Source organism: Paraburkholderia sp. BR10954 (assembly GCF_040965775.1).
GTDB classification, from domain to species: Bacteria; Pseudomonadota; Gammaproteobacteria; order Burkholderiales; family Burkholderiaceae; genus Paraburkholderia; species Paraburkholderia youngii.
Map to the genome: position 1 here is coordinate 164,781 of NZ_JBFRCK010000011.1, position 26,882 is coordinate 191,662.

The window sequence follows — 26,882 nt, forward strand, 5'->3', positions numbered from 1 at the left end:
GAATGGGGGATGGGCGGCGGCGAAACCTGTCAGGGCCCGCCGGGCCGGATCGCCGGACCGCGGGATCGTCGGCGCAATTGGGGACGATCCGGCGCGGTTTCAAGAGGCGCGGCGCGCGACGCCGTCGAGATAACGGCTCAGAAACGCCGGCAGTTCGGGATCGCCGCAATTGGCGATGTTGAAGCGCATCCACGTGCTCGGCGACTGCTGCGGCGAAAACAGGCCGCCCGGCGTCAGCAGGAAGCCAGCTTCGTGCCCGGCCGCGGCGAGCGCGCCCGCGTCGACGCCGGTGTCGGCCCACAGGAACATGCCGGCCGTCGGCGTCAGGAACAGCTTCATACCGGTCTTCTCGATCATCCGCACGGCCTTCTCGCGCACACCGTCGAGCCGCGCGCGGATGCGCTCGACGTGCCGCCGGTAGTGGCCCTCGGTCAGGATCTTGTAGATCACGCGCTCGTTGAGTTCGGGGCTCGTCATGCCGACCAGCATCTTCTGATTGCTGACCACCATTGCGACTTCCGGCGCGCACGCGATGAACCCCACGCGCAGATTCGGCGCGAGCGTCTTCGAAAAGCTGCCGAGGTAAATCACACGCTTCAACTGATCGAGGCTCGCGAGCCGCGTGCCCGGGTAGCCGGGCGGGCACAGGTCGCCGTAGATATCGTCCTCGACGACGATGAAGTCGTACGCCTCGGCAAGCCGCAGGATGCGGAACGCCTGCGCGGCGGTCAGCGAGGTGCCAGTCGGGTTTTGCAGCACCGAGTTGATCACCAGCATTTTGGGGCGCCATTCCTGAACCAGCGCTTCGAGCGCGTCGAGATCGGGACCGTCCGGGGTGTACGGCATGCCGACCAATCGGGCGCCCTGCGACGCGAAGCAGCCGAACATCTGAAACCACGCCGGATCGCCGACGATCACCGCGTCGCCCGGTTTCACGTAGATGCGCGAAATCAGGTCGATCGCCTGCGTGATGCCGGACACCATCACGATCTGCTCGGGCGACGCGCCGATCTCCAACTCCTCGAGCCGCGTCTGCAACTGCTGGCGCAGCGGCAGGAAACCTTGCGCGGTGCCGATGCCGAGCATCTGCATGCCGCTTTGCCGGCCGAGCGTGCGCAGCGCGTTGGTGATCAGGTCGCCGTCGAGCCAGCGGGCCGGCAAATAGCCGAGCCCCGGACTGCGCTCGGGCCGCGCGCCCGTATGCAGCATGTTGCGCAGCAGCCAGACGACGTCGATATTGGCCGGCGCGGGCAGCGTCTCGGCGCGCGGGTGCAGTTCGGAGACCGTCGCCGCGCTGCCCTGGCGCTCGCGCACATAGAAGCCGGAACCGCGCCGCGACTCCAGAAAACCCTGCGCGACGAGCCGCTCGTACGCTTCGACCACCGTGAAGCGCGAGACGCCCTTGTCGAGCGCGAGCTTACGGATGGACGGCATGCGCATGCCGGGGCGGAACACGCGCTCCTCGATGCGTCGCCGCGCCCACTGGACGAGCTGTTCGACGAGAGTCAACGACGCGGTATCGTGCGGGGCGGGAATCTCGGCAAGCGGGACGGACATGACGGGCTCCAACTGTACCGAACAGTATCGAGTCGATTGTACCGTTACTGTGCAGGTCGCGGCCGTTACATTTGAATCCAGCGAAGGGTGGTCACGGCATACGAAACCATCCGCATGGCCCGCCGATCCGGCAAACGGTTATGCTTACGGCCCCGGCAGCGCAGCCTTCAGCGGGGCGCGCAACGGGCCCTTGCGCAGAACAGCGTTTTCCGTCCATCCGCCATGACAGCCCTGACAGCCCAATCGCTCATCAGTCTCGATCACCTCGTCGTCTCCGCGCGCACGCTGGATGAAGGCGTCCGCTACGTCGCCGATACCCTCGGCGTCGCCCCGGCCGGCGGCGGCGCGCATCCGCTGATGCGGACCCACAATCGCCTGCTCGGCCTGTGGGGCGGCGTCTATCTGGAAGTGATCGCGATTGATCCGCGCGCCGCGGCCGACACACCCGGTGGCACCGCGCCGCGCCCGCGCCTGTTCGCGCTCGACGACCCGGCGACGCAGGCGCGACTCGAAAACGGGCCGTATCTGTCGCATTGGGTCGCGCGCGTCGAGCGGCCGAAGCGTCTCGCGACGTGGCAGGCGCAGTATCCGCAGCGCATCGCGCCGGTCGTGCCGATGACGCGCGGCGATTTCACGTGGGGCCTGACGGTGCCCGACGACGGCTCGTTCCCCGCCTGGCAAGGCGCTGGCGACGGCGTGCTGCCGTCGCTGATCCAGTGGGACTCGACGCGGCATCCGTCGCAGTCGCTGGCACCGACGAACCTCGCGCTGAAAGCGCTGAAAGCCGTGCATCCGCGGCCCGAGCTGATTGGCGAGCAACTGCGCTGGCTCGGCGCCGCGCACCTGCTCGACGTCGAGCCGACCGACGGCGCCGCGGCGCTCGTCGCCGAATTTGAAACACCCGAAGGTCCACGAACCCTCGGATAAGCAGCGCGCGATTGGGCAACCGCGGGCCAACCCCGGGGCAACCCCGGGGCGCCCCCAGCGGCAATGCTTGCCGAGTCGCGCGATAATTGAAGTTTTGACCGGTTCCAGAAATACCAGCAGAGGAGATCATGGACCAAAGCGACCTGAAAGCCCCGACGTGGCAATTGTCCGAACGCGCGCGCAAGCTCACCAGCTCCGCGATTCGCGAAATCCTGAAGGTCACGGAACGGCCCGAAGTCATCTCCTTCGCCGGCGGCCTGCCCTCGCCGGCTACCTTCCCGGCCGAGCGCATGCGCGAGGCATCCGACCGCATCCTGCGCGACTCGCCCGCCGCTGCGCTGCAGTACAGCGCGACCGAAGGCTATCTGCCGCTGCGCGAATGGATCGCGCAACGCTACTCGATTAACGGCGCGCAGATCCGCCCGTCGCAGGTGCTGATCACGACCGGCTCGCAACAGGCGCTCGACCTGCTCGGCAAGGTGCTGGTTTGCGTGGCTAGCCCGGTGCTGGTCGAAACGCCGACCTACCTTGGCGCGCTGCAATCGTTCTCGATGTACGAGCCGCACTACGTGCAGGTTCCGACCGACGAACAGGGCCTGATCCCGGAAGGCCTGACGCCGGAACTGATCAAAGGCGCGCGTCTGTTGTACACACAGCCGAATTTCCAGAATCCGACCGGCCGTCGTCTGCCGGTCGAACGCCGCCGCGCGCTCGCCGAGTTCGCGAAAAGCTCGCCGTTCCCGGTGATCGAGGACGACCCCTACGGCGCGCTCGACTACGCGGGCGAACCGCTGCCGACGATGCTGTCGATGGCGCCCGATCACATCGTCTATCTGGGCTCGTTCTCGAAGGTGCTCGCGCCGGGTCTGCGCGTCGGCTTCATCATCGCGCCCGAGGAACTGATCTTCAAACTCGTGCAGGCCAAGCAGGCCACCGACCTGCACACGCCGAGCTTCACGCAGCGCATCGTGCACGAAGTGGTCAAGGACGGCTTCCTCGACACGCACGTGCCGACGATCCGCGAGCTGTATCGCAACCAGTGCGACGCGATGCTCACCGCGCTGGAACGCTATATGCCCGAAGGCGTCAGCTGGAACCGTCCGGAAGGCGGCATGTTCATCTGGGTCAAGCTGCCGGCGGGCATCGACACGATGAAGCTGCTCGAAGAAGCGGTCGCGCAAAACGTCGCATTCGTGCCGGGCGCTCCGTTTTTCGCGAGCGAGGCGCAGCACAATTCGCTGCGTCTGTCGTTCGTCACCGTGCCGCCCGCTAAAATCGACGAAGGCGTGGCGCGTCTCGGCGCACTCGTGCGCGCGAAAATTTAAAACGGCGTTAGCCGCACTGCCACCGGGGCGAAGTTTGCACGCGCGTTGCGTGCGGACTTCGCCCCGCCTGCATTCATGCAATCTCACCGTAACGAGGACACGACATGGCTCAATCGAATGTGTACGACAAGCTCAAGGAACTCGGCATCGAACTGCCGGCAGCGGGTGCGCCGGCAGCGGCCTATGTGATGAGCGCGCAAAGCGGCAACACGGTGTACCTGTCGGGTCACATCGCGAAGAAGGACGGCAAGGTCTGGGTCGGCAAGCTCGGCGCGACGCTCGGCACCGACGAAGGCAAGGCCGCCGCGCGCTCGATCGCAATCGATCTGCTCGCCACCTTGCATGCGCACGTCGGCGACCTGAACCGCGTCACGCGCATCGTCAAGCTGATGAGCCTCGTGAACTCGACGCTCGAGTTCACCGAGCAGCATGTGGTCACCAACGGCGCGTCCGAGCTGATCGCCGACGTGTTCGGCGAGCGCGGCAAGCACGCGCGCTCGGCATTCGGCGTCGCGCAGATTCCGCTCGGCGCGTGCGTCGAGATCGAACTGATCGCCGAGGTCGAATAAGCATCGAAGCGATATGACGATGCAGGCGATGCCGCGTGAGATTCGCAAATAATTCACGCGGCATCGCGATGCGAACGCGCTGTCTGGTGTCACACACCGGCGGCGCGTTTTTGTTTTATGGCGACGGTGGATCGCTGCCGCGCAGCCGGATAGAATCCGCGAGATCCCTCAACGTCCATTGCGCCGGGGCCTGTCGATGTCCGCTCACACCGTTCGTTTCAAACAGGTCGACGTGTTTTCGTCGACACCGTTCAAGGGCAATCCGCTCGCCGTCGTGTTCGATGCCGACGCGCTCGATACCGCGCAGATGCAGGCCATCGCCTGCTGGACCAATCTGTCCGAAACCACCTTTCTGCTGAAGCCGACCGATGCCGCCGCCGACTATCGCGTGCGCATCTTCACGCCGGGCGGCGAGTTGCCGTTCGCTGGTCATCCGACGCTTGGCACCGCGCATGCTTTGCGCGAAAGCGGCTACCAGCCGAAGCAGGCTGGCAAGCTGATCCAGCAATGCGGCGTGGGTCTCGTCGAACTCGAAGCGCTCGATGGCGCCGACGCTACACACGGCGCATGGGCGTTCGCCGCGCCACCCGCGCGCGTGACGCCGCTCGCCGAGCATCGTTACGAGGCGCTGTCTACGGCTTTACGTAGTCAGGCGATCGACTTTACCGCGCCGCCATGCGCGGTGGATAACGGCGCGCCGTGGCTCGTCGTGCGGGTCGATTCGGCCCGCGACTGCCTCGCGCTCGAACCCGATGCGGCGGCGCTAGCCGAGCTCGTGCATTCGGTCGACACGCACGGCGTCGCCGTATACGGTCCGCACGACGCCGACGGCCCGGCAACGTTCGAAGTCCGTTGCCTGATGGCGGGCGGCGGCTTCGGCACCGGCGAAGACCCGGTGACGGGCAGCGCCAACGCCGCGCTCGCGGGTCTGCTGAGCCTGCAGCAACGTCGTCCCGGCACGCGCTACACGGCGCGCCAAGGCACCGTGCTCGGGCGCGCGGGCGACGTGTCGGTCCACTATGACGATGCACGCGGCAAGATCTGGATCGGCGGCCCTGCGGTAACGATCATCGACGGCACGTGCCGGCTCGCGTAAGCAATCGCGGCCTCGCGCGCGAGGCACCGCGACACGCCGCATGTCGCCGCTTCACACCACAAAAAGCCGCATCACTATGACGTCGCCATACCTGGTTGTCCGAATTCATTGCGACTGGACGGCAAAACCCTTGCCAGATACCGGCCATGCAGGGCTCATGAGCGGCCGGACCGAGGTGCTCGCCGCGCCCGCGTATACCCCATGCGCGGACGCTTCCTTAATCGAGTCGCATTCAGTAATATCGAACGGTATATAGCGGTCGAATCCGATGACCTGTGGACGGTCAGGCGCGGCGCCACGCCCTCTCCTCCTGCGCAGCAGCTTTGGCACCTTGGTCACCATGCAGCCATCCATTTATTTCGCGCAGTCGATGCCCGTGCGTTTGCAAGCGACCCACCCCCAGCCAAGGGCCGCGCGATGACTCAGTCCCGCTTCTCCGACCCGCGCGAAGCCAGGCCGCGACGCGATCCGATGATCACGCGCCGGCGCGCGTTGCTCGTTATTCCAGCACTCGGCGTACTCGTATTGATTCTGCTGTGGACCGTGATCTTCGCGCGGCTATCGGTCGAGAAAGACGCGACGTACCGCGAAGCGATGGCGTCTTCCGCCATTCTTTCCTCGGCGCTCGAGCAGCACACTATCAAGGCGATTCACCAGGTCGATCAGATCACGCGCTTCGTCAAGTACGAGTTCGAAAAGACGCCGAATCATTTCGATCTCGCGAGCACGGTCGAAAAAGGCGTCGTGCAAAGCGAAACGCTCGTGCAGGTGTCGCTGATCGACGAGCACGGCAGACTGATCGCCAACACGGCCGAACTGAATCCCGCCCACATCGACCTGTCCGACCGCGAGCACTTCAAGGTCCACGAGCACGAGAACGACGACCAGCTATACATCAGCAAACCGGTGCTCGGCCGCATCTCGGGTCACTGGACGCTGCAGGTGACGCGGCGCCTGAATCATCCTGACGGCTCGTTCGCGGGCGTCGTCGTGGTCTCCGAAGACCCGAGCTACTTCACGTCGGACTTCTACAACAACGCGGCGATCGGCCGCGAAGGCGTGATCGCGGTGATCTCCGACAACGGCACCGTGCTCGCGCGCCGCACCGGCAACGCCAACAAAGCCAGCAGCACGTTCACCGCGAGCGGCACGTATCCGACTTCGGAGCACGTGTCGGGCACCTACGTCGATTCGATCGACAACGTCACGCGTATCGTGTCGTACCGGCACATCGACGGCTATCCGCTCGGCGTGCTCGTCGGTCTTTCGCAGGGCGAAGAATTCGCCGACTACAACCACACGCGCAACGTCTATCTGTTGATGGCAGGCTTCATTTCGCTCGCGATGCTCAGCTTCTTCGGCGTCGCGACCGGCCTGATCGGCAAGCTGCTCGGCCGCGAGCGCGAGATGACGCATCTCGTCGAATACGACCTGTTGACGGGCCTGCGCAATCGCTACGCGACGCTGCAGGCGCTGCGCCACGACGTCGCGCAGCCGTTCAATCTCGGCCGCCTCGCGATTCTTTTCATCGACCTCGACAACTTCAAGACCGTCAACGACACGCTCGGTCACAACGCCGGCGACATCGTGCTGCAGATGACGGCCTCGCGCCTCGCGACCGCGGTCGCCGACGAAGGCACGCTCTCCCGCATCGGCGGCGACGAGTTCGTCGTCGTGATCAAGGGCGACGATGTCGAGAAGCGCGCGGTCGCGCTCGCCGAAGCCGCCGCGGAAGCGTTCTCGAAGCCGTTCGAGGTGCGCGGCAGTTCGTTCGTGCTGCATGCGAGCATCGGCATCGCGCTGTACTCGGTCGCCAACGAAAGCGAGATCGACCTGCTGAAGAAAGCCGACCTCGCGATGTACAGCGCGAAGGACGCCGGCAAGAACTGCTACCAGTTCTATTCGCCGCATCTGTCGCATCGCGCGGATCATTTGATGAAGTGGGAACAGCAGCTGCGCGTCGCGCTGGCCGAAGGGCAACTGTTCCTCGCCTATCAGCCCAAGATCGATCTGGCGCGTCGCTGCATCACCGGCTTCGAAGCGCTCGTGCGCTGGAACCACCCGCAGCACGGGCTGATCCCGGCCAACGAGTTCATTCCCGTGGCGGAGTCCACTGGGCTGATCGTGCCGATCGGCGACTTCGTGATCGAGACCGCATGCCGTCAGCTCGCGCAGTGGCAGCAGCAGGGCTACGACACGCTGTCGCTCGCTGTGAACATTTCGGCGGTGCAGTTCTGGCGCGGCGACCTGTTCCAAACGATTTCGCGCGCGATCGAGGAAACCGGCATCTCCGCGCGCCGCCTCGAACTCGAAATCACTGAAACGACGATGATGGAATTTCCGGAAGTCGTCTCCGAAAAAATCTTCGCGCTGAAGCGTCTCGGCGTACGCATCGCGCTCGACGATTTCGGCACCGGCTATTCATCGCTGTCCTATCTGAACCGCTTCGCCGTCGACACGCTGAAGGTGGACCGCTCCTTCGTCCAGGCGATTCCGGGCGACCGCAGCGTCTGCGTGATGGTCACCGCGATCGTCAACCTCGCGCGCTCGCTCGGACTCACGGTGGTCGTCGAAGGCACGGAGACCGAAGAGCAGATTGCGTGGCTGGCCGCGCTCGGCCATATCGAGGCGCAGGGCTTCCTGTTCTCGCGTCCGGTGCCGGCAGAGGCGATTCCGGCGCTGCTCGAGCGCTTTGGGGTATGCGGCATGAACAACACCAGCGGCCGCCGCGTCGCGCACCTGGCCGACAGCGCAAGCAGCGTATCCAGCACCAGCAATTAAAGGACGGGCGCCCGCACCGCGGGCCCCCGCAGCGCCGATGCCGACCATCACGAGTGAGGAGGCTGCCCGCCGCGGGCGACGGGAACCGCTATGGACGCTGTTCCGGGTCGTGTGCGGCTTGTCGGCGCTGTCGTGGGGCGGCCTCGCGTTGATGGCGCAGCTCGAGCATCACTACGTGGAACGCGAGGGGCGACTCTCGCGCGTGGCGTTCTCGGATCTGATCGCGCTCGCGTGGATGGTGCCGGGACCCGTCGGCTGCAACGTCGCCGTGCAGCTCGGACACGCGCTGCGCGGACGCGCGGGCGCATGGGTCGCCGGTGTGGCGAGCGTGCTGCCCTTCTTCACACTGATGACGCTGTTCGCGATCTTCTATCGCACGCCCGTCGTGCATACGATCGCGTCGCAGACGCTGCTACATCACTTCAGCGTCGTGCTTGCGACATTGATCGCGCTCACCTGGTACAAGCAGACGCGCGCGCTGGTGCGCGGCAAGCTCGAATGGACGGCGGCGCTGCTCGGCAGCATCGCGCTGCTCTATGCGCATAGCGCCGCGGCGTATGTGGTGATGCTGGGAGCAGCATTCGGCATCGGCTGGTTCGCGAGCCCGGAGCGCGACTCGCGGCTGGCCGTGTCGCTTCGGCGCGGCGACTATCGGCTGCTGGCCGCGCTCGGCGTCCTGCTCGTGCTGTTTGCGCTGCCGCTGCCGCATCGCTATGACCTCGCGCTGCTGTGGCCGCGTCTCGCCGGTGCCGGCATGACGCTGTTCGGCGGCGGCTTCTCGGCGTTGCCGGTGCTGAAGACGCTGTTCGTCACGCCGGCGGTCGGCGTGTCCGATAACGACTTCACGCTCGCGTTTACGCTGTCGCCGTTGTCTCCGGGACCCTTGCTGAACGTGGTGCCGTTCTTCGGGTATCTCGTCGATGGCTGGCCAGGCGCGCTGATCGCGACGCTCGCGCTATTCGTGCCGTCTGGCTGCCTCGTCGTGCTCGCGCAGCGGCATCTGCATCTGTTGAAGGTGAACCCGCGCTTCGAGCACGGCATGAGGGTTCTGCGCGCGGTCACGACCGCGTTTCTCGCGGTCGCGGTACTGCGCATTGCCGCGCATGTACCGCTGGAACCGATCTATCTGTTGACCGCGACGTTCTCCGCAATGTGCTTCGCGAAGCTGAAGGTGCCGGTGTACGCCGTGTACGGAACGGTGGCGGTGGCGTGTGGTTTGTGGCTCGCGTACGGCGTCACGACGTGACCCATCGCGGTCCGCACGAAGCCTGTCGCGCCGTTGGCGATCGGCGGATCAGAATCCGCGCGACAGCACCGCGACGCCGATCGTCACGACGCCCAGCACGAGATTGATCAGCACGAGACGGCGGACCGTACCGACCGCCCGCGCGCCATCGGGCCACTTCTGCGCCTGCACCGCGCGGCGAATGCGCGGATACACGGCGAAGCGGATATGCCCGAAGATCAGCATCATCACGATGCCGAGGCCGGCCATCGCATGCAATGGCCAGGTGGCATGACCGCCACCGAACTGCATCAGCAGGAAGCCGCCGCTGATCAGGATCACGAGCACCGACACCCCGACCCAGTTGAAGAAGCGGCCGAACACCGACTCCCACAGCGGCAGGCGCAGTTGCGGCGACAGATCGCCGAGCGCCGGGCGCAGGCAGAAATGCGCGAACACCATACCGCCGACCCACACCGCCACCCCGAGCAGATGCAGAAAAAGCGCGACCTCGATAGCCTTGTTCATGTAGTTTTCCTCTCCCGACGACGCCACACCGTTTTGGACACTTAATCCCGCTCAGCAGCAACTGAGCGCGTTCGACCATACGTGATACAGGCAGTTCCGGGTATCGACGTCGATTGCATCGTATTTTGTCGTTGTAATCGCGGCACCTTCATCTGGCCGCGACGCCGCCGCACCCCGTTTGCTCCCACACCCTTTGCGCGACGGACTTGTTGTGACTGACCGCGAGCGCCCCGCATGCTAGCAGGCGCCCGTGGCTTTCCAGCGTCAAGCTTGGTTAAATCGACTCTACTAAGCCGGCAGCACCGGACGCATGCCGTCGAGCTTCAGCTTGCTGTCAGGCGCGCGACCCTTGCGCGCGCGTTTGCCGACATGCGCCGCAAGCTCGGCGCCCGCCAGCTTCTCCTCGTCGACGCGGCCGCCGCGGCGTGTGCCGATCAGCATCACACCCGCCTTGTCGATTGCGAGCGCCTGCACGAGCGTCTCCTTGTCGTCGAGCGCCATGAGCGTGACGCCACGGCCGCCGCCCGACAGCGTCTTCATCTCGTCGAGGCCGAACACGAGCAGACGCCCGCCCGACGACAGACACGCGACCTGCACCGCACCCGGCAGCATCGGCATCGGCGCGAGCGGCGCGGCGCCGGCGTCGATCGTCATGAACGACTTGCCTGCCTTCACGCGGCTCACCATGTCGCCGACCTTCGCGATAAAGCCGAAGCCGTTGCTCGACGCGAGCAGCAGCGCCTGGTCCGCCGACGCCGCGTAGTAGTGCATCAGATGGCTGCCCGATTCGAGTTCGATCAACGACGTGACCGGCACGCCGTCACCACGCCCGCCCGGCAGTTGCGCCACCGGGACCGAATAAACGCGCCCGTTGCTGCCCCACGCGATCAGCATGTCGGGCGTGCGGCACTGGAACGCCGCGTAGAGGCCGTCGCCAGCCTTGAAGCTGAAGCCCGCGACGTCGAGCCCGTGGCCCTTCAACGCGCGCACCCAGCCCTTCTGCGACACCACCACCGTGACCGGTTCGTCGACCACGCGCGCTTCGAACGTCGCGCGCTTTTCCTGCTGGATCAGCGTGCGGCGCTCGTCGCCGTACTGCTTCGCGTCGGCTTCGATTTCCTTGATCAGCTGGCGCTTCATCGCCGGTTCGCTGCCGAGCAGTTCTTCGAGCTTGGCCTTCTCTTCGCGCAGTTCGGCCAGTTCCTTCTCGATCTTGATCTTCTCGAGACGGGCCAACTGACGCAGCCGGATTTCGAGGATGTCCTCGGCCTGACGGTCCGTGAGGCCGAACGCGGCCATCAGCGCGACCTTCGGCTCGTCCGATTCGCGAATGATGCGGATGACTTCGTCGATATTCAGGAAGACGATCATCCGGCCTTCGAGAATATGGATGCGATCATCGACCTTCGACAGACGATGCCGCGTGCGGCGCGTGACCGTCGCGAAACGGAACGCGATCCACTCGTGCAGGATTTCGCTCAAGCCCTTCTGACGCGGCCGGCCGTCGCCACCCACCATCACCATGTTCAGCGGCGCGTTCGATTCGAGGCTCGTATGCGCGAGCAGCGTGTTGACGAACTCGGTCTGATCGATGCGGCTCGACTTCGGCTCGAACACGAGACGCACCGGCGCATCCTTGCCCGATTCGTCGCGCACCGCGTCGACGAGCGCGAGCAGCGTCTGTTTGGTCTGCAACTGCTCGGGCGTCAGCGCCTTTTTGCCGAGCTTGATCTTCGGGTTGGTCTGTTCTTCGATTTCCTCGAGCACCTTCTGCGCGGCCGTGTTCGGCGGCAGTTCGGTGATCACGAGCTGCCACTGGCCGCGCGCGAGGTCTTCGATCTTCCAGCGCGCGCGCACCTTCAGGCTGCCGCGGCCGGTTTCGTACGCGGCGGCGATTTCCGCCTCGCTCGAAATGATCTGGCCGCCGCCCGGGAAGTCCGGACCCGGTACATGCTGCATCAGCTCCGCGTGAGAGAGCTTTGGATGGCGGATCAGCGCGACCGCGGCGCTTGCGAGTTCGCGCAGGTTGTGCGACGGAATTTCCGTCGCGAGACCCACCGCGATACCGGATGCGCCGTTGAGCAGCACGAACGGCAGACGCGCCGGCAGCACCTTCGGCTCGTCGAACGAGCCGTCGTAGTTCGGCATGAAGTCGACCGTGCCCTGGTCGATCTCACTTAGCAGCAGCTTCGCGATCGGCGTCAGACGCGCTTCGGTGTAACGCATCGCCGCCGCGCCGTCACCATCGCGCGAGCCGAAGTTGCCCTGGCCGTCGATCAGCGGATAGCGCATCGAGAAGTCCTGCGCGAGACGCACGAGCGCGTCGTACGCGGACTGGTCGCCGTGCGGGTGATACTTACCGAGCACGTCGCCGACCACGCGCGCCGATTTGACCGGCTTCGCGTTGTCGCCGAGGCCCATCTCGTTCATCGCGAACAGGATGCGGCGCTGCACAGGCTTCTGGCCGTCGCAAACGTCCGGCAGCGCGCGGCCCTTGACCACGCTGACCGCATACTCGAGATACGCGCGCTCCGCGTAGTTGCCGAGCGTCAGCACGTCGCCGTCCGACGGCGGCTCGTTGAAAAGGTCGAGAGTGTTATCGTCGTCCATCTAGATTCCGTGTCCGTGTTTGGCTTGAAGTGTCGTATGCCGCATCGAGGCGCGATGCGCTCAGATGTCCGCTTCCACTTCGTTGCCCTTCTCTTCGAGCCAGCTGCGGCGCGACGCCGCTTCGCCCTTGCCCATCAGCATCGTCATGCGCGCGACGGTCGCGTCGTAGTCGAGTGCACCGAGCGCAACCGGTTGCAGGCGGCGCGTGTCGGGATTCATCGTCGTGTCCCACAGCTGCTCGGCACTCATCTCGCCGAGCCCCTTGAAGCGGCTGATGGACCACTGGTTGTCACGCACACCGTCCTTGCGCAGCTTGTCGAGAATCGCCTCGAGTTCGCCTTCGTCGAGCGCATAGAGCTTCTGTGCGGGCTTCTTGCCGCGCGCGGGTGCATCGACGCGAAACAGCGGCGGCCGCGCGACGCACACATGGCCGCGCTCGATCAGCTGCGGGAAATGCTTGAAGAACAGCGTGAGCAGCAGCACCTGGATGTGCGAGCCGTCGACGTCCGCATCCGACAGAATGCAGATCTTGCCGTAGCGCAGATTCGACAGATCGACCTTGTCGTCCGGATTATGCGGATCGACGCCGATCGCCACCGAAATGTCGTGCACCTCGTTGTTCGCGAACAGGCGATCGCGCTCGGTTTCCCACGTATTCAGCACCTTGCCGCGCAGCGGCAGAATGGCCTGATACTCCTTGTCGCGGCCCATCTTCGCGGAGCCGCCCGCCGAGTCACCCTCGACGAGGAACAGCTCGTTGCGTCCGATTTCCGTCGATTCGCAATCGGTCAGCTTGCCGGGCAGCACCGCGACCCCCGAGCTTTTGCGCTTCTCGACCTTCTGGCCCGCGCGCGTGCGCGCCTGGGCCTGCTTGATCACGAGGTCCGCGAGTTTCTTGCCGTGCTCGACGTGCTGGTTCAACCACAGTTCGAGCGCCGGCCGCGCGAACGACGACACCAGCTTGACCGCGTCGCGGCTATTCAGGCGCTCCTTGATCTGTCCTTGAAACTGCGGATCGAGCACCTTCGCCGACAGCACGAACGACACCCGCGCGAACACGTCTTCGGCGAGCAGCTTCACGCCCTTCGGTTGCAGGTTGTGCAGCTCGACGAAGCTCTTGACCGCCTGATAGAGACCGTCGCGCAAACCCGACTCATGCGTGCCGCCCGCGGGTGTCGGGATCAGGTTCACGTACGACTCGCGCGTGAGCGGCCCTTCCTCGCTCCACGCGACGACCCACGCCGCGCCCTCGCCCTCGGCGAACGTCTCTTCGCTCGAACGCGAGCTTTCCGCGTAGCGCTCGCCCTCGAACAGCGGAATCAGCAGATCGCTGCCGTTCATGCCTTCGAGCAGATACCCGCGCAGGCCGTCTTCGTATTTCCAGCTTTGCTGCTCGCCGGTCTTTTCGTTGACGAGCGTGACTTCGACGCCCGGCAGCAGCACCGCTTTCGAGCGCAACAGACGCTGCAACTCGCCGAGCGGCAGGTTCGGCGAATCGAAGTACTTCGGATCGGCCCACGCGGTCACGCGCGTGCCGGATTTCTTGTCGGCCTTGGTGGCGGCGCGCACCTGGAGCGGCTTCGCGACGTCGCCGTGCGCGAAGCTCAGTTCGGCCACCTTGCCGTCGCGCCACACGGTGACATCGAGCCGCGTGGACAGCGCGTTCGTGACGGACACGCCGACGCCGTGCAAACCGCCCGAGAACGTATAAGCGCCGCCGGCGGCCTTGTCGAATTTGCCGCCCGCATGCAGGCGCGTGAAAACGATTTCGACCACCGGTACGCCCTCGTCGGGGTGCAGGCCGAACGGAATGCCGCGGCCGTCGTCGTCGACCGAGACCGAATGGTCCGCGTGCAGCGTGACCGTGATTTGCCGGCCGTAGCCGCCGAGGGCTTCGTCCGATGCGTTGTCGATGACTTCCTGGATGATGTGCAGCGGATTCTCGGTGCGGGTGTACATGCCGGGTCGTTGCTTGACCGGCTCCAGACCCTTCAACACCTTGATCGACGCTTCGCTATACGCGGCGTTTGGCTTTTTCGTAGACATGATTGACTCGGTGCGTCGGTTCATCGTTGTCCACAGGTCCTGTGGACAGGGCCGTGGACAATGCGTTGAGTTTTCAAAAAAAGCGAAACGAAACAACAGGGTTAGGCGGGCTGCCCGCAGTGCGGGCAAGCTGTTTTGTTGCGCGGCTTCCGCTGGCGCGCTCGCAGGCCGGGCAACGACGCTCAGCCCGCCGGGGAAGCCTGTTCGCGGGGTATTGTACTGATTTCGATCACGGCGGCAATTGACGTCGCGCTGAATTGGCCGACTGGATAAGGCGCGGCGGGCGCTGGGGGACACGCGCCGGAGGATGGACGTTTCGCGGGACGACGGCGCAATGGGTATCGGCGGACCTGCACGGGCGTGCGCCCACATGACGTTCAATGCATGCGCGGCGGCGTTCGCTGTTGTTTTCGTGCCGCCCGCGCATGCTGCATCAGCTCATGCGTGAGGAAGCGCGCCATGCGGCGCGCGAACCACGTTGCATCACTTGACGCGGTTTTCCAGCTCGTCCCAACGCTCGAGCGCGAGCATCAGCTCTTCGTCGATCTCGGCATAGCGCTCGGTCAGACGCGCGCCTTCGCGTGCATCCTTCGCGAACACCGAGCCGTCTTCGAGCTGCGCGCCGATCGCCTTCTGTTCGGCTTCGAGGTCGGCAATCATTTTCGGCAGCGCCTCCAGTTCGCGCTGTTCCTTGAACGAAAGCTTCGCGCTGCGCTGCGCATTGCGGCCCGTGGCGCTTTCCTTCGGCGCCGCTTCTTTCGGCGCTTCCTTGCCCGATTCTTTCTGTGCTTCGAGCGCGAGTTGCTCCGAGCGATCGCGCTGCGTCTGCCAGTCCGTGAAGCCGCCGACGTATTCGCGCCACTTGCCGCCGCCTTCCGATGCGATCACCGACGTCACCACGTTATCGAGAAACGCGCGGTCGTGGCTGACGAGCAGCACCGTGCCGTCGTAATCGATCAGCAGTTCTTCGAGCAGTTCGAGCGTCGGAATGTCGAGGTCGTTGGTCGGTTCATCGAGCACCAGCACGTTGGCCGGACGCGCGAACAGACGCGCAAGCAACAGCCGGTTGCGCTCGCCGCCCGACAGCGACTTGACCGGCGAACGCGCGCGCTCCGGCGCGAACAGGAAGTCGCCGAGGTAGCTCATCACGTGCTTCTTCTGGCCGTTGATTTCGACCCACTCGCTGCCGGGGCTGATCGTGTCCGCTAGACTCTTTTCCAGATCGAGCGCCGCGCGCATCTGATCGAAATAGGCGACCTGCAGATTGGTGCCGACGCGCACCTTGCCTTCATCCGGCGCGAGTTCGCCGAGGATCAGCTTCAGCAGCGTGGTCTTGCCCGCGCCGTTCGGACCGACGAAGCCGATCTTGTCGCCGCGCATTACCGTGGCCGTGAAGCGGTCCACCACCGTGCGCTCGCCGTAGCGCTTCGTCACGTCCGTCAGTTCCGCGACGATCTTGCCGGACTTTTCGCCCTGACCGACGTCGAGCTTCACGTTGCCCTGCACGTTGCGGCGTTCGGCGCGCTCGTTGCGCATCTGCACGAGCCGCGCGATGCGGCCGACGCTGCGCGTGCGGCGTGCCTCGACGCCCTTGCGAATCCACACTTCTTCCTGCGCGAGCAGCTTGTCGAACTTTTCGTTTTCGATACGCTCGACTTCGAGCTGCTGCGCCTTGCGCGTCTGGTACGCGGAGAAATTCCCCGGATACGACAGCAGCCGCCCGCGATCGAGCTCGACGATGCGTGTCGCGACGCGGTCGAGAAACGCGCGATCGTGCGTGATGAACAGCAGCCCCGCGCGCAATGACACCAGCAGATCTTCGAGCCAGCGAATGCCGTCGAAGTCGAGATGGTTGGTCGGCTCGTCGAGCAGCAGCACGTCGGGCTGCACGACGAGCGCGCGCGCGAGCGCCGCGCGCTTCTGCATGCCGCCCGACAGCGAGCCGACGCGCACCTCGCCGTTCAGGCCGATCTGCTGCAGCGTCGTCGCGACGCGGGTGCTCCAGTTCCAGGCGTCCGCGGCGTCCAGCGACGATTGCAGCGTGTTCATGCGCGCGAGCAGCGCGTCGTGTTCGGCGCCTTCGGGCGTGTCGGCGAGCTGGTGCGCGACCGCGTCGTATTCGTCGAGCAGCGCGCGCGCCTCGGTGAGACCGGCGGCGACCGCGTCGAACACGGTGTCGTCGGCGTCGAACTCGGGCTCCTGCGGCACGTAGACCGTGCTCAGATGCTGTTGACGCGAGACGAGGCCGTCGTCCGGTTTGGCCAGATCGGCGACGATCTTCAACAGCGACGACTTGCCCGCGCCGTTGCGCCCGATCAGCCCGACGCGCTCGCCCGCTTCGAGCGAGAAATCCGCATGGTCGAGCAGCGCGACGTGACCGAACGCGAGCTGGGCTCCGGTAATGGTGTAAAGCGACATGGGAATGGGAGAAGACAGCGATGAGTCGGAACTGCTCATTGTACCGGGCGCGGGGCCGGTCGCAGGGATGACGGGCGGGGTGCGTGCAAGGCGGCGTGCAAGGCGGCGTGCAATGCAATCGGTGCGGGCCGGCGACACGCGCCGCCGGTCCGGCCTTCGAACAACGGCTTACTTGACGTGCACCGTGATCGTCTTGCTCATCTGCGGCCCATACGAGCGATGCGCGCCGTCGCCGAATTGCAGCGTCAGCGTATGGTCGCCCGGCGGCAGCGTCAGATCTGTTTCGGTCTGGCCTTTGCCGAAGTGCAGCGACTTGTCGGTCGCGGCGATCACCTCGCCCTTCGGCAGCGGCTTGCCGTCGACCAGCAGATGATGATGTCCGGTGCCCTGCGTCATCGTGCCCGCGGGGGCGATCTTCATGCCGTCGAGGCCGAACACGACGTGGACCGGATTGGTGACGGTCGCGCCGTCCGCCGGTTGCACGAAGGTCACGCCCTCCGCCTGCGCCACGCCCGACACGGCGAGCAGTCCTGCCGCCACGATGCCGACCAACCGTCTGTTTTTAAACATCGTTTTCTCCTTTGGAAGCGAAACTCGTCGACGCGATACCGCCAGCGGCCTGGTCTGAGACCGATGGTCGCAATCCATGCCAGGCGGGCGCCACGTCTGTCGAATCAGATAGCTTGCAGAGCCAAGCGTACACGCTTTGTATGACGAGGCTGCTCGCCGCGAGCCCGGGCACGTCGTGGATGCGTTGCGACGGTGCCGCACCGGTCGTCTGCGGCTGGATTGACTAATTCCGGTAATATTGCGGGTCGCCGCGCCGCCCCATAAAGGGGCAGAGCAAGCCGGCCATTGCATTGAACGAGAGAGTGTGTCGTGAGCGAAGTAATCGAAGTGACGGAATACAAGAGCTGGGTCTGCCTGATTTGCGGCTGGATCTACAACGAGGAAGACGGCCTGCCCGAAGAAGGCATCGCGCCGGGCACGCGCTTCGCCGACATCCCTGAAGACTGGCGCTGCCCGCTGTGCGACGTGGGCAAGGCGGAGTTCGCGGTAGTCGAGTTTTAAAGTTGGAATGACGTCGGGCGATAGGCGCGGTTGCTTGCGCTTCGCCAGATGGTCAGGTGGTTTGCACGGCCCCGCAGGCGATGTCTGCGTGGCCGTTTGTTTTTCCGGGGTTTTTGGGGCGCGCGGGCGGTTGCTGGCTTGGCTCTCCTTTTGCCCGCGCCGGTTTGATATACTCTGCGCTCGCCGGTCAGTCTGGACTCACCGAGTCCTCGCCGATCTGTCCGGCCCGGTCCTCTCCCTGTAGTTCAATGGATAGAACAAGTGCCTCCTAAGCGCTAGATACAGGTTCGATTCCTGTCAGGGGGACCAAAAGAGCCTAACCGGCTTCCAGATTCGCTCATAAGAGCCCCGTATGCGTTGCGCTGCGGGGCTTTTTGTCGTTCGTCTGCCTTCAACGCGGGATCCGAGCGATTCCGACCCCCCAGATCGCTATAATTTGCGAGCCGACTTCGAAACGTTTCCGAGGACCGACATGGATCAAACGCTCGAATGCGTCACCGCGTTGAACTTTTGCGAGCAGGCCTATCTCGCCGCAAATCCGGACGTCGCTGAGGCTGTCAGGCTCGGCGCATTGCGATCGGGAAGATCGCATTTCGAAGTATTCGGAGTCTCCGAAAGTCATCGCAGGCAAGATGCGCAGGTCGCAGCTCAATCCAGGCAGGCACGCAGAAAAAGAATCGAGTCGGTCCTTCGCACCGATATGCCCTATAGCGACGACGGGAAGTTTTTCGATTTCTTGTCGCCCGAGCTGCGCTCCCAGTTCGACATCTACGACTCCGAACTGGCTGGAAGCAATCTGTACGATCAGGATGCACTGAATATGATCGAGCGCCATCCGTCGGGGATCATTCTGGATTGTGGGGCCGGCAGCCGCCCCGCGATCTACGAAAACGTGATCAATTTCGACATCACCAACTATCCCTCCACCGATGTGCGAGGTGTCGGCGAAGTTCTGCCATTCAAAGATGCATCGTTCGATGGCCTTCTGTCGTTGAATGTGCTCGAACATGTGAAGGACCCATTCACCGCCGCCAAAGAAATTCTTCGCGTGTTGAAGCCGGGAGGCGATCTGGTCGTAGTGGTTCCGCTCACCCAACCCACTCACGGCTACCCGCATCACTACTACAACATGACTGCCGAGGGGATTCTCAATCTCTTCGGCTCCGGGATCAAAGCCGAACGCGTGTACGTGCCGGAATCGACGACGGCCATCTGGTCGATCTACTGGATCATGAGCGAGTGGGCCGAAGGTCTCGACGAAGATGCCCTGAAAGAATTCCAGGCGCTCACGGTCGAAGAAATTCTGCAGGGACCGCCGACGCTGCTGGATCGATCGTTCGTGAAACAGCTAAGCGCAAAAAAGAATCTCGACATTGCGAGTTCGACGACGGTGATCGCGAAACGCGTCTGAGGCGACGCCAGTCCAACGGCTCTGTTATTTTTGCATCGGCCGACGCAGACTTTGCTCGTATATCGAAGGATCGACGACGTTCATCTGATCCTGTGGGCGCTCACCGAATACTCGCTCGAAGTCCTCGGCGCCCAGAATGTCGGCAGCGTCGTGGAGAAAAGAGGAATAGGCCTGATTGAGCTCCGAGGCCGACGGAGCATCGCTGCCCTGCGGGGCGTATTGCAAACGCTCGACTCGCACCATAAATGCGCGGCGATGATTCATCAACGACTTGATCTTCGCTTGCGCGTCGGGACTCTTCAAGGTCGCCTGAAGATGCTCCTGAAAATCGTCGACATCGGATTCCTGATGTCCTGGCTTCATGGCGTTACTCCCGCTTGGTGTCGAGCACTGAATCTTTTTGCTCGCCCATGCAGCATGCTGCTTGCCGTACGTTCCGAAGACCGCGTTGCTCAACCAGTAGCCCCTGGACGTGCGAACCGTAGCCGGAGCCGCTCCAGCGGCGCCGGTCGCCCAAAGAATCTGGTTCGACAGCTGATGGCATACACCATCGCGACCATAGCTGAAGATCGTTCCACGAGCGGCCGGATCGATGTTCGGCTCCACATCGGGCTTACATAAGCAACTAGCATAAAGCAGATTTGCCGCGCCGGAAGCCAGGAAACCATCCGCACTGACCGGCGTCCCGCCTCGGGCGTGGAAGCCGCCCCAGCTGTACCAATAGTGCTCGCCAGCGAGCAGGACGTCCGCCAGCGCCGGGTATATCTTCACGCGGCTGTCGTAAGTCGTGACCCAGGTGTGATCGACCACGGAACCTTGGAAATACGCCGGAACGGACCATGCGAACAATGTAACGGCGCTCATTGCTTCACCTTTTGTCCGGTCGCATCACGGCGCTGCCGCGCGAAAGTGCCCGAAAAGCCGGTAAGAACTTTACTCACCTAAATAGGTTATATGCGGTCAGCGGCAATATTTTCAAGAACACGAAAATCCGTCATGGCAACTCAGGCGATCAGGCCGGCCGCTGCGGAATATTCAGGCCGCGCGCCACCGCCGGACGCTCGACGAACGCAGCCAGCACGCGCCGCACGTTCGGGAAGTCCTGAATGCCGACCAGCTCGCCGGCCTCATAAAAGCCGACCAGATTGCGCACCCACGGGAAGATCGCGATATCGGCGATCGAATACTGATCGCCCATCACCCAGGCGCGTCCTTCGAGGCGCTGCTCCAGCACGCCGAGCAGCCGCTTCGATTCGGCGATGTAGCGATCGCGCGGACGCTTGTCCTCGTACTCCTTGCCCGCGAATTTGTGGAAGAAGCCGACCTGGCCGAACATCGGACCGATGCCGCCCATCTGGAACATCACCCACTGGATCGTCTCGTAGCGCCCGCCGGCGTCCTTTGGGATCAGCTGGCCGCTTTTGTCGGCCAGATAGATCAGGATCGCGCCCGATTCGAAGAGCGGCAGCGGTTTGCCGTCGGGGCCGTGCGGATCGAGGATCGCGGGAATCTTGTTGTTCGGGTTCAGCGACAGAAACGCCGGCGTCATCTGATCGTTGGTATCGAAGCGCACCAGATGCGGCTCGTACGGCAAGCCGGTTTCCTCGAGCATGATCGAGATTTTTACGCCATTGGGCGTCGGCAGCGAATAGAGCTGAATCCGGTCCGGATGCTCGGCCGGCCATTTTTTCGTGATCGCGAAAGCGGATAAATCGGTCATGGGTTCGGGTCGCCATAGGGACAGAAATTGCAGGACCGCCCAATATAAACCGACTCGCCAGAACGGGTGCGAGGCCGCTCGAAGACCTTACAAACGCCGTGGCAACAGCGCCGTACGCAATCGGCGGATCACCACAAGTCCTTCGTCGCCGTGCCCGCGCGCAGGTTGAAGCCCTCTCGCCACAGCGTCGCTCCGACCGTCAGCAGCAGCGTCTTCTCGGTGCCGTCGAGCAGTTCCCACGCGGCCGCCAGCCACGTCGCGAAGCTCGCACAGGTCGCTTCGAGATCGGGCGGCGCCTTGCCTTCCAGGTACTGCCGTTCGAACATCGAAAGTATCTTTTCGGGTGTCATTGGCGCGACCTCCACGTGGGATTTGCGCCAAGTCTAAAGGGCTGGCGGCGCGTGGGGAATGCCGATCATCGCGATCACGGGTTACTCCCAGGCCGGTCGGCGCGCGAGCGTCAGCCGCGACCCAGACATTGAAACCGGACTGCCGCGCCCCGCTCTGCGCCGCACAAAAAGCAAAGGCGCCGCGACAGTCGCGACGCCTCGCCGTTACGGCAACCTACAGCGAACGGGTTCAGCGATGACCGCGCTTTGCATCGTCCTTGGCGTCTTCCTTCGCATCGCCATAGGCCTTCTGCACCTTGCCGGCGCCCTGCTGCATATCGCCCTTGAGTTCCTTCGCGGGGTTGTTCGTGGCCTTGCCGACGGCCTCGTTGACCTTGCCCTTGACCTGCTCGCCAACGCCCTTCACTTGATCCTTGTTCATGTTCGGCTCCCATATGCGTAGTCGACAGAGATGCCGGCGCGGTATTCCGCCGGTATGTGGGAATTAGCAACGGCTGTTCCCGGGGCCGTTACGCGCGCGGCGCCATCGACGAACGCCGATGCGCGATCGGCAAACTTTTTATCAAATAAGACCTAAAGTCTCGCCGCGCACCGCCGTAAATGCGTTCAGGGAGGAGTCATGGACCATATGGACACTACGGTTTCGGGATCATCGCAAGCCACGTTGATCGACCACGACATCGCGCACATCGCGCGTGTGATGCACGTATCGCTGCGTGGCGATTTCGGCGGTCCGATCCTGCCAGCCACCTATTGGCGCAAACGGCTGACCGCGCTGGTCGACAGCGGCCAGCTTTCTCCCGCCCAATTGGACAAAGTCGACAGCCTGCTGCTGCAACTCGATCGGCTCGCGTCGACGCCGCTGCCCGAATGGGAACGCTTCGCGCCCGCGCCGACCTCGCGATTCGAACCGGCTGAGCGGGCGAAGAAAGCGAAGTCGGCCTGATCTCGCCAAGCCGCGCACCGCCTCACCGCTTCCGCACCCGCCGCAGACAAACGCAGCGGCGCGGCATATCGCGAAAAAATCCTGATCAATCGGCGCTAAAAATAGGGAAAGGGGACGACCTTAGGTCATAATGTCCGCAAAAATTCCCAGCCAGGACGCCACGTGACCCTCGTCGCCCCGTTCGACCTGCTCAAGCAGGCGCGCGCCCGTTTCACCCAACGCGAAATCGCAGCCCATGTCGGCAAGGACATCAAGACGGTGCGTCGCTGGGAAAAAGGTGAAACGCCTTGTCCCGCGATGCTCGAACCCGCGTTGCGCGATCTGCTTCGGCAAGGTGCGCGTGAGGCGCAACAGGCGGGCGACGCGGCGCGTTTTAGTTTCATCGATCTGTTCGCGGGCATCGGCGGCATTCGCATGGGCTTCGAGGCGCACGGCGGCGAATGCGTGTTCACCAGCGAGTGGAACGAATTCTCGACGCGGACTTATCGCGAGAACTACGGTCAGAACTACGGCAGCAACGCCGCGAGCGGCGGCGCGCACGCGCTGATCGGCGACATCGTCACGTTTCCCGCCGAGGACGTGCCGAGCCACGACGTGCTGCTCGGCGGCTTTCCGTGCCAGCCGTTTTCTATCGCGGGCGTCAGCAAGAAAAACGCGCTGGGGCGGCCGCACGGTTTCGAATGTACGACCCAGGGCACGCTGTTTTTCGACGTCGCGCGCATCATCGCCGCGAAGCGCCCCGCCGCGTTCCTGCTCGAAAACGTGAAAAACCTGCTGTCGCACGACAAGGGCCGCACCTTCGACGTGATCCTGCAAACGCTGCGCGACGAGCTCGGCTACGAGGTGCACTACCGCGTGATCGATGGCCAGCATTTCACGCCGCAGCATCGCGAGCGCATCATCATCGTCGGCTTTCGCGGCAAGACCGCGTTCACGTGGGACGACCTGCGGCTGCCCGACGACGGGCCGCGGCTCGGCGCGATCCTGCATCGCACGGACGGTACGGAACCCGTGCTGCCGTGGGACCACGACCGTTTCTTCGATCACGCCGCGCGCCGCGTGCAGCCGAAGTACACGCTCACCCCGAAGCTGTGGGCGTATCTGCAGAACTACGCGGCCAAGCATCGCGCGGCGGGCAACGGCTTCGGTTTCGGCATGGCCTATCCGGACAGCGTGACCCGCACGCTGTCCGCGCGCTATCACAAGGACGGCTCCGAAATACTCGTCTATCAAGGCGAGGCGCTGCGCCCGCGTCGTCTGACGCCACGCGAATGCGCGCGGCTGATGGGCTTTCCCGACACCTTCAGGATTCCGGTCAGCGATACGCAGGCCTACCGGCAGTTCGGCAACAGCGTCGTGATGCCGGTGATGCGCGAAGTGGCGCGTATCATGCTGCCGCATGTGCAAACCCTGCTCGCCCAACCGACCCGCGATGCGTCGAAACACTCCCTGCCGCTCTACGCGTGAGCGGCCGCGCGACCCGTTGGCCCACTGACGATGGTCGATATCGTCGATAGCGCGACGCGCAGCCGGATGATGTCCGGCATTCGCGGCCGCAACACCAGGCCGGAGGTCCTGATCCGCAGCCTGCTGCATCGGCAGGGCCTGCGCTTCAGGCTCGACGCGCGCGATCTGCCCGGCCGCCCCGACATCGTGCTGCCGCGCTATCGCGCGGTGGTGCTCGTGCATGGCTGCTTCTGGCATGGCCACGATTGTCATCTGTTCAAATGGCCGCAGACGCGTCCCGACTTCTGGCGCGACAAGATCGGCCGCAATCGCAGCAACGACGACAAGGTGCGCGCCGCGCTGCTCGCGAGCGGCTGGCGCGTCGCGGTCGTGTGGGAATGCGCTTTGCGGGGTGCGAATCGCGATATCGCGGGCGTGATCGAGCGGCTCGTCGCGTGGATCAGAAGCGACGCGCCGGAGTTCGAGGAACGCGGCTGAAACCACGCGCGGGCTGCCCTGCTCGCGCGAGTCTCGCGGCCGCTGGTGCTACACTCGAAAGGCTCACCCGGCGTGCTTTCGAGATGCCTTTGAGGCACGCTTCGGCGGCGTTTTCCGGGTGCGTTCCCGGCGCTTTCACGGCACTTCTTCACGCGCTCCGGCATGCCGCGAGATGCGCGTCGCCGCCGGGACATCGCGCACTCCGACGATCCCAGAAGCAATCAACAAGGGAGGCACATCATGGCTGACTTCCGTCTCTGGTCTGACGACTTTCCCACCAACGGCTTCATGCCGAAAGACCACGAGTACAACGACAAGGCGTTCGGCGGCGACGGCGAAAACATCTCGCCGTCACTGCAATGGGAAGCGCCGCCCGCGGACACGCAAAGCTTCGCGCTCACCGTTCACGATCCCGACGCGCCGACCGGCAGCGGCTTCTGGCATTGGGTCGTCGTCAACATCCCTGCCGACGCGCGCTCGCTGCCGCGCAACGCCGGCAAGGCCGACGGCACGCTGCTGCCGCAGGGCGCGATCCAGCTGCGCAACGACTACGGGACGGTCGGCTTCGGCGGCGCCGCGCCGCCGCGCGGCGATCGCACGCATCGCTATATTTTCCGGCTGCATGCGCTGAAGGTGCCGCATCTGCCGGTCAGCGCGGAAACCACCAACGCGGTCGCGCGCTTCATGACGCATCTGAACGAAATCGACTCGACGACCCACACGGGCCTCTACGAGCTCAAATGACGCGAGCGCGGCGCCGGCGTCCTGGCAACGGTGGCGCCGCGCCGACCGATGCGCCCGCAGCGGCCAGCGCGTGAGCCACGCACAGGCGCGGCAACATCTCCGACAAATCGAACAATCGATGCACGCACCCTCCCCGCGCACGGATGGCCCGACGCCCTCCACTCCCCGCTTCGAAGGCAAGGAACTGGGCCTGCCGGTTCCGCAACGCTATTGGGCGATGCTCGTCATCGCGCTGTCGCTGACGCTCGCGGTGCTCGACAGCGCGATCGCCAACGTCGCGCTGCCGACGATCGCGCGCAACCTCAATGCGAGCGCCGCCGCGTCGATCTGGGTCGTCAACGCGTATCAGCTCGCGATCACGATCTCGCTGCTGCCAATGGCGTCGCTCGGCGACCGCATTGGCTATAGGCGCATTTATCTGTCGGGTCTGATCCTGTTCACGGTCGCGTCGCTCGGCTGCTCGCTGTCGAACTCGCTTGCGACGCTCGCGCTCGCGCGCGTGGTCCAGGGCTTCGGCGCCGCCGGCATCATGAGCGTGAACACCGCGATCGTGCGCATGATCTATCCCCCGGCGCAGCTCGGGCGCGGCGTCTCGATCAATGCGATGGTGGTGGCGGTGTCGTCGGCGGTCGGGCCGACGGTCGCGTCGGGCGTGCTCGCGATCACGACGTGGCCGTGGCTGTTCGCGATCAACGTGCCAATCGGGATCGCGGCGATCGTCGGCGGCTTCAAGGCGCTGCCGATGAACCCCGGCCACGAATCGCCGTATGACTATCTGAGCGCGGTGATGAACGCGATCGTATTCGGCCTGCTGATTTTCGCTGTCGATGGCCTCGGCCACGGCCAGCGCTTCGGCTACGTGACGCTCGAAGCACTCGGCGCTCTGGTGGTCGGCTACTTCTTCGTGCGCCGGCAACTGACGCGGCCCGCCCCGCTGCTGCCGATCGACCTGCTGCGTATTCCGGTGTTCGCGCTGTCGATCGGCACCTCGGTCTGCTCGTTCTGCGCGCAGATGCTCGCGTTCGTGTCGCTACCGTTCCTGCTGCAGGAAACGCTCGGTATGTCGCAGGTCGAAACCGGTCTTCTGATGACGCCGTGGCCCGCGATCATCATCATCGCGGCGCCGATCGCAGGGGTCCTGTCGGACAGGATATCGTCCGGCTGGCTCGGCGGCGTCGGGCTCGCCGCGATGACGGTCGGCCTGCTGCTGCTCGCGACGCTCGGGCCTCACCCCGACGCACTGCAGATTTCGTGGCGCATGGCGCTGTGCGGCGCGGGCTTCGGTATCTTCCAGTCGCCGAACAATCGCACGATGCTGTCGTCCGCGCCGCGCGAACGCAGCGGCGGCGCGAGCGGCATGCTCGGCACCGCGCGCCTGACCGGGCAAACGCTCGGCGCGGCGCTGGTCGCGCTGATCTTCGGCGTCGCCCCGCAAAGCGGGACGGTCATCGCGCTGTACGTGGCCGCGGGGTTTTCGGCGGTCGCGGCGGTCGTCAGCACGATGCGGGTCGTGCAGAAGGCGACGCAGCCGGCTTGAGGGTTGTGGCCGCGTTGTGGCCTGATTGGGGCAGTTCGTCGTGCAACGCATCCACGAAAAAGGGCGTGCATCGCACG

General features: G+C 64.6%; 24 protein-coding genes and 1 tRNA gene. 14 read left to right on the plus strand and 11 right to left on the minus strand.

Features of this window, described 5'->3' with window-relative positions; genetic code table 11:
- Nucleotides 1–99: 99 nt before the first annotated feature.
- Entirely contained in the window at nucleotides 100–1,557 is a 1,458-nt protein-coding gene (locus AB4Y34_RS17905; protein WP_368716756.1) for a PLP-dependent aminotransferase family protein, read from the minus strand.
- 231 nt (nucleotides 1,558–1,788) lie between these two features.
- Between AB4Y34_RS17905 and AB4Y34_RS17910 the strand changes: the two genes are divergently transcribed.
- The 4 genes from AB4Y34_RS17910 to AB4Y34_RS17925 all read left to right on the plus strand — a co-directional run bounded on the left by AB4Y34_RS17910 (nucleotide 1,789) and on the right by AB4Y34_RS17925 (nucleotide 5,474).
- Complete coding sequence (locus tag AB4Y34_RS17910) at nucleotides 1,789–2,484, plus strand: VOC family protein (protein ID WP_368716774.1); 696 nt, start codon at nucleotides 1,789–1,791, stop codon at nucleotides 2,482–2,484.
- A gap of 128 nt (nucleotides 2,485–2,612) precedes the next feature.
- Nucleotides 2,613–3,809: a PLP-dependent aminotransferase family protein gene (locus tag AB4Y34_RS17915; protein ID WP_368716757.1), complete on the plus strand. Its 1,197-nt coding sequence runs from the start codon at nucleotides 2,613–2,615 to the stop codon at nucleotides 3,807–3,809.
- A gap of 104 nt (nucleotides 3,810–3,913) precedes the next feature.
- Complete coding sequence (locus AB4Y34_RS17920; protein WP_013088824.1) at nucleotides 3,914–4,378, plus strand: RidA family protein; 465 nt, start codon at nucleotides 3,914–3,916, stop codon at nucleotides 4,376–4,378.
- Between the two features lie 196 nt (nucleotides 4,379–4,574).
- Nucleotides 4,575–5,474 carry a PhzF family phenazine biosynthesis protein gene (locus AB4Y34_RS17925; RefSeq protein WP_368716758.1) on the plus strand — a complete coding sequence of 300 codons (900 nt, stop codon included), beginning with the start codon at nucleotides 4,575–4,577 and terminating at the stop codon, nucleotides 5,472–5,474.
- A 105-nt stretch (nucleotides 5,475–5,579) separates the two neighbouring features.
- Here the strand turns inward: AB4Y34_RS17925 and AB4Y34_RS17930 are convergent, their stop codons facing one another.
- Entirely contained in the window at nucleotides 5,580–5,816 is a 237-nt protein-coding gene (locus AB4Y34_RS17930; protein ID WP_368716759.1) for a hypothetical protein, read from the minus strand.
- A gap of 75 nt (nucleotides 5,817–5,891) precedes the next feature.
- On the opposite strand from AB4Y34_RS17930, the gene AB4Y34_RS17935 reads away from it, so the two are divergent.
- Nucleotides 5,892–8,255: an EAL domain-containing protein gene (locus AB4Y34_RS17935; protein ID WP_368716760.1), complete on the plus strand. Its 2,364-nt coding sequence runs from the start codon at nucleotides 5,892–5,894 to the stop codon at nucleotides 8,253–8,255.
- A gap of 37 nt (nucleotides 8,256–8,292) precedes the next feature.
- Complete coding sequence (locus AB4Y34_RS17940; RefSeq protein WP_368716761.1) at nucleotides 8,293–9,501, plus strand: chromate transporter; 1,209 nt, start codon at nucleotides 8,293–8,295, stop codon at nucleotides 9,499–9,501.
- 48 nt (nucleotides 9,502–9,549) lie between these two features.
- Here the strand turns inward: AB4Y34_RS17940 and AB4Y34_RS17945 are convergent, their stop codons facing one another.
- The 5 genes from AB4Y34_RS17945 to AB4Y34_RS17965 all read right to left on the minus strand — a co-directional run bounded on the left by AB4Y34_RS17945 (nucleotide 9,550) and on the right by AB4Y34_RS17965 (nucleotide 17,652).
- On the minus strand, nucleotides 9,550–10,008 hold the full coding sequence (locus AB4Y34_RS17945) for a CopD family protein (RefSeq protein WP_013088820.1): 459 nt from the start codon (nucleotides 10,006–10,008) through the stop codon (nucleotides 9,550–9,552).
- Between the two features lie 288 nt (nucleotides 10,009–10,296).
- Complete coding sequence (parC, locus tag AB4Y34_RS17950; RefSeq protein ID WP_368716762.1) at nucleotides 10,297–12,618, minus strand: DNA topoisomerase IV subunit A; 2,322 nt, start codon at nucleotides 12,616–12,618, stop codon at nucleotides 10,297–10,299.
- A 60-nt stretch (nucleotides 12,619–12,678) separates the two neighbouring features.
- The gene (locus tag AB4Y34_RS17955) at nucleotides 12,679–14,664 is read right to left on the minus strand and encodes a DNA topoisomerase IV subunit B (protein ID WP_176380745.1); all 1,986 of its coding nucleotides are present in this window, start codon (nucleotides 14,662–14,664) and stop codon (nucleotides 12,679–12,681) included.
- 483 nt (nucleotides 14,665–15,147) lie between these two features.
- Nucleotides 15,148–17,082 (minus strand): ATP-binding cassette domain-containing protein, encoded by a 1,935-nt coding sequence (locus tag AB4Y34_RS17960; RefSeq protein WP_368716775.1) that lies wholly within the window; start codon nucleotides 17,080–17,082, stop codon nucleotides 15,148–15,150.
- Nucleotides 17,083–17,250: 168 nt separating this feature from the next.
- On the minus strand, nucleotides 17,251–17,652 hold the full coding sequence (locus AB4Y34_RS17965; RefSeq protein ID WP_368716763.1) for a DUF4399 domain-containing protein: 402 nt from the start codon (nucleotides 17,650–17,652) through the stop codon (nucleotides 17,251–17,253).
- Nucleotides 17,653–17,961: 309 nt separating this feature from the next.
- Between AB4Y34_RS17965 and AB4Y34_RS17970 the strand changes: the two genes are divergently transcribed.
- The 3 genes from AB4Y34_RS17970 (at nucleotide 17,962) to AB4Y34_RS17980 (ending at nucleotide 19,564) form a co-directional block, all read left to right on the plus strand.
- A complete protein-coding gene (locus AB4Y34_RS17970) occupies nucleotides 17,962–18,153 on the plus strand; it encodes a rubredoxin (RefSeq protein ID WP_013088815.1) in 192 nt (63 codons plus the stop codon).
- A 234-nt stretch (nucleotides 18,154–18,387) separates the two neighbouring features.
- Nucleotides 18,388–18,462 (plus strand) — tRNA-Arg (locus tag AB4Y34_RS17975).
- A gap of 163 nt (nucleotides 18,463–18,625) precedes the next feature.
- Entirely contained in the window at nucleotides 18,626–19,564 is a 939-nt protein-coding gene (locus tag AB4Y34_RS17980) for a methyltransferase domain-containing protein (protein WP_368716764.1), read from the plus strand.
- Between the two features lie 24 nt (nucleotides 19,565–19,588).
- On the opposite strand, the gene AB4Y34_RS17985 is transcribed toward AB4Y34_RS17980, so the two are convergent.
- The 4 genes from AB4Y34_RS17985 to AB4Y34_RS18000 form a co-directional block, all read right to left on the minus strand.
- Nucleotides 19,589–20,428: a hypothetical protein gene (locus tag AB4Y34_RS17985; RefSeq protein WP_368716765.1), complete on the minus strand. Its 840-nt coding sequence runs from the start codon at nucleotides 20,426–20,428 to the stop codon at nucleotides 19,589–19,591.
- Between the two features lie 148 nt (nucleotides 20,429–20,576).
- Complete coding sequence (locus tag AB4Y34_RS17990) at nucleotides 20,577–21,284, minus strand: glutathione S-transferase C-terminal domain-containing protein (RefSeq protein ID WP_176380742.1); 708 nt, start codon at nucleotides 21,282–21,284, stop codon at nucleotides 20,577–20,579.
- A 128-nt stretch (nucleotides 21,285–21,412) separates the two neighbouring features.
- Nucleotides 21,413–21,634, minus strand: a complete 222-nt coding sequence (locus tag AB4Y34_RS17995) for a hypothetical protein (protein WP_013088811.1) — start codon at nucleotides 21,632–21,634, stop codon at nucleotides 21,413–21,415.
- Between the two features lie 229 nt (nucleotides 21,635–21,863).
- A complete protein-coding gene (locus AB4Y34_RS18000; RefSeq protein WP_176380741.1) occupies nucleotides 21,864–22,055 on the minus strand; it encodes a CsbD family protein in 192 nt (63 codons plus the stop codon).
- A gap of 198 nt (nucleotides 22,056–22,253) precedes the next feature.
- Between AB4Y34_RS18000 and AB4Y34_RS18005 the strand changes: the two genes are divergently transcribed.
- The 5 genes from AB4Y34_RS18005 to AB4Y34_RS18025 all read left to right on the plus strand — a co-directional run bounded on the left by AB4Y34_RS18005 (nucleotide 22,254) and on the right by AB4Y34_RS18025 (nucleotide 26,805).
- Nucleotides 22,254–22,580 (plus strand): hypothetical protein, encoded by a 327-nt coding sequence (locus AB4Y34_RS18005; protein ID WP_176380740.1) that lies wholly within the window; start codon nucleotides 22,254–22,256, stop codon nucleotides 22,578–22,580.
- 162 nt (nucleotides 22,581–22,742) lie between these two features.
- Complete coding sequence (gene dcm, locus AB4Y34_RS18010; RefSeq protein ID WP_368716766.1) at nucleotides 22,743–24,047, plus strand: DNA (cytosine-5-)-methyltransferase; 1,305 nt, start codon at nucleotides 22,743–22,745, stop codon at nucleotides 24,045–24,047.
- Between the two features lie 30 nt (nucleotides 24,048–24,077).
- Nucleotides 24,078–24,524 (plus strand): very short patch repair endonuclease, encoded by a 447-nt coding sequence (locus AB4Y34_RS18015; protein ID WP_176109234.1) that lies wholly within the window; start codon nucleotides 24,078–24,080, stop codon nucleotides 24,522–24,524.
- 240 nt (nucleotides 24,525–24,764) lie between these two features.
- Entirely contained in the window at nucleotides 24,765–25,268 is a 504-nt protein-coding gene (locus AB4Y34_RS18020) for a YbhB/YbcL family Raf kinase inhibitor-like protein (protein ID WP_176380738.1), read from the plus strand.
- A gap of 118 nt (nucleotides 25,269–25,386) precedes the next feature.
- Nucleotides 25,387–26,805 (plus strand): MFS transporter, encoded by a 1,419-nt coding sequence (locus tag AB4Y34_RS18025; protein WP_368716767.1) that lies wholly within the window; start codon nucleotides 25,387–25,389, stop codon nucleotides 26,803–26,805.
- Nucleotides 26,806–26,882 lie beyond the last annotated feature (77 nt).